This window comes from Acinetobacter lwoffii (genome assembly GCF_024129435.1).
Lineage (GTDB): Bacteria > Pseudomonadota > Gammaproteobacteria > Pseudomonadales > Moraxellaceae > Acinetobacter > Acinetobacter lwoffii_F.
Genome location: NZ_JAMXXN010000062.1, coordinates 1 through 2,330, shown reverse-complemented (window position 1 = coordinate 2,330; position 2,330 = coordinate 1). Strand labels below are relative to the sequence as shown.

Genomic DNA, 2,330 nt, shown 5'->3' with positions numbered 1-2,330 from the left:
AGAAATTTAAATCCTGTGCTTGACTCTTGTGGTTAAAAACAGGACATTTTAAATGGTTTTTCGCATAGACATTTTAATTGGTGAATAACAAAAAAAACCTGGGCACCAACCCAGGTCTAAAATTTAAAAAACAGATAAATATCAGTGCAATAAACTCATTTTTCTAATTTCGCATAACGTGTATTATGTTACTTTTAGAATATCTAAACTTTTTATAGGTATTCTTTATGACCATCTTGCGTGAAGATTTTTCTAATATTGTCTTGTAGACTTTTGATTTCATCAACAAATTCGCATAGTTCTTCTTTATTTCCAGTTCCTATAAGCAGATCTCTATTTATATAGCGAATCAAAATATTCAGTCTCGTATTAGCCTGTTGCAATAAGTTTTTATATAAATTTTTCAATAGAAAACAATAGTTAAGCTTAGTTTTGTGGTAATTATCACACGATCGTGCATAACTTGTTAAATGTCTCTTAATTACACTACGATTAACTTTTAATTCAGTCAAAATATTAACAGGAACTCTAGAAAAATATTTATATCGAGGAGGACTCACGACTTCATCCTGTTTATATTGTGTTAGATAATTAGTACTTTTTATAAACTTACATACTTGTTTATCATATTGAGGATATCTTATTAAAAATAAACCGACATCATCCTGATTTACAATAATAAAATTCTCTTTTTTAGCTAACTTTACGACATTGTCTAACCATAAATAATTTTGGATTTGGTTCTCTTTAATTTGGCTTTTTGTCTTAGAAAAAGCGATTTCTTCTTTAGTTGCTATACGAATAATATCAGGTACGGTTTCAAGTAATTCTGAAGAATTTAAATTTTCAGGTGAACAATAATTAGGATTAGTTACTAGATTAATATTCACTTGATTAAAAGCTTGAGCAACTAAACGAGAACAAAATTGTCCAGCTTCTTGAGCTTCCTCGTCTGTTGTTTCATATTTCCTTGTTCGAACCGCTTCTTTAATAGAATATAAGGTCGAAATTTGTGAGCGTAAAAAAAGTTCTATGCTTGATTGATCCTCTTGATTCAAAGTACCTTTATAACGAAGAACTTTACAATCATCTATATTCTCAAATATCAATCTTTGAGGATTTTCTGAAAATACTCGACCTTTAACTGTAGCTTCGATTAAAGATAAATCAGATACACAAATTAATGCGTGTGAATAATCACCTTCACTAAAATAACGAATTGCTTTAGAGCGAAGATGCTTACTGCGTGTAAGAATAATATCAAATTGCTTTAATTTTGATATATCTATAATGTATTTCATATAACCACAAAAAATTAAATATAAGATTTTGAATTATATACTTTTTAAACTATTTTAATTTAAAAAATATCAGGCCAAACTATAGGTTATTTCATATCAATATAGTGGGTCAGTATTAAGATAGGATCCTCACTTGCTTAAGCTTACATTTAACATAATGGATGTTCGTATAGATTACTTGCATATTGTATTCGATCGAATACAATATAGTGAGAAGAGAAGGAATCCTCATGATTGAAATTAAACGTCTGCCAGAGTTTGATGAATGGTTAGATGGCATTAAAGACAATATGACCCGTATTCGCCTGAATCGTAGATTAGACAAGGTTCAACGTGGGAATTGGGGAGACATTAAACCTCTCCAAGATGGTGTTTGGGAAATGAGAGAATTCTTCGGTGCTGGATGGAGAATGTATTACATCCAACATGGTGACGTAGTGATTGTAATGCTTGGTGGCGGAGATAAATCAACTCAACAACAAGACATCGATCGTGCAGTCAAACTATCGAGAACATTGGAGGATTAAAATGGTTAAAGTCGCTGATTTACCAAGTTTTGATATGGCTGAGTCACTCAAAACTGAAGAAGACATCGTTATGTATCTCAATATGGTTCTTGAAGAAAATGATCCAGCCGAATTAGCTCATGCTCTTGGTGTAATTGCTAAGGCTCGTGGCATGACCCAAATCGCTAAAGAAGCAGGGATTGGACGTGAGGCACTCTACAAAGCTTTACGTCAGGATTCAGCACCACGTTTTGATACGATTAATCGTGTAGTGAATGCTTTAGGCTTAAAACTAACAGTGCAACATGCATAAAATTTGAAAAAATATAGTAAAAATGGGAGCTTAAGACTCCCATTTTCGATTTCGTATAAGGTGTATTATGTTAATTTTAAGAAAACTAAATAATTTAACCTTAAATATTTTTCATATCGGATTAACTCAAAGGAATAGATTTAAATGGACTAACTCCGTAAGTTAAAGTTTTTTGATTGATTTAATAAATTCAATAAATTGCGGCGAAAA

General features: G+C 31.2%; 3 protein-coding genes. 2 read left to right on the top strand and 1 reads right to left on the bottom strand.

Annotated elements, in window-relative coordinates:
* Positions 1-212: 212 nt before the first annotated feature.
* The gene (locus tag NI455_RS15275; protein ID WP_253114875.1) at positions 213-1,301 is read right to left on the bottom strand and encodes a C40 family peptidase; all 1,089 of its coding nucleotides are present in this window, start codon (positions 1,299-1,301) and stop codon (positions 213-215) included.
* A 230-nt stretch (positions 1,302-1,531) separates the two neighbouring features.
* Between NI455_RS15275 and NI455_RS15270 the strand changes: the two genes are divergently transcribed.
* Together NI455_RS15270 and NI455_RS15265 are read left to right on the top strand one after the other, a co-directional pair.
* Positions 1,532-1,828 (top strand): type II toxin-antitoxin system RelE/ParE family toxin, encoded by a 297-nt coding sequence (locus NI455_RS15270; protein WP_253114873.1) that lies wholly within the window; start codon positions 1,532-1,534, stop codon positions 1,826-1,828.
* Position 1,829: 1 nt separating this feature from the next.
* Positions 1,830-2,120, top strand: coding sequence for an addiction module antidote protein (locus NI455_RS15265; RefSeq protein ID WP_004969304.1), 291 nt, complete (start codon positions 1,830-1,832; stop codon positions 2,118-2,120).
* The last annotated feature ends 210 nt before the right edge of the window (positions 2,121-2,330 follow it).

Coding starts and splice junctions, on each gene's coding strand:
- NI455_RS15265 (WP_004969304.1), top strand. CDS start 1,830: ATGGTTAAAGTCGCTGATTTACCAAGTTTTGATATGGCTGAGTCACTC.
- NI455_RS15275 (WP_253114875.1), bottom strand. CDS start 1,301: ATGAAATACATTATAGATATATCAAAATTAAAGCAATTTGATATTATT.
- NI455_RS15270 (WP_253114873.1), top strand. CDS start 1,532: ATGATTGAAATTAAACGTCTGCCAGAGTTTGATGAATGGTTAGATGGC.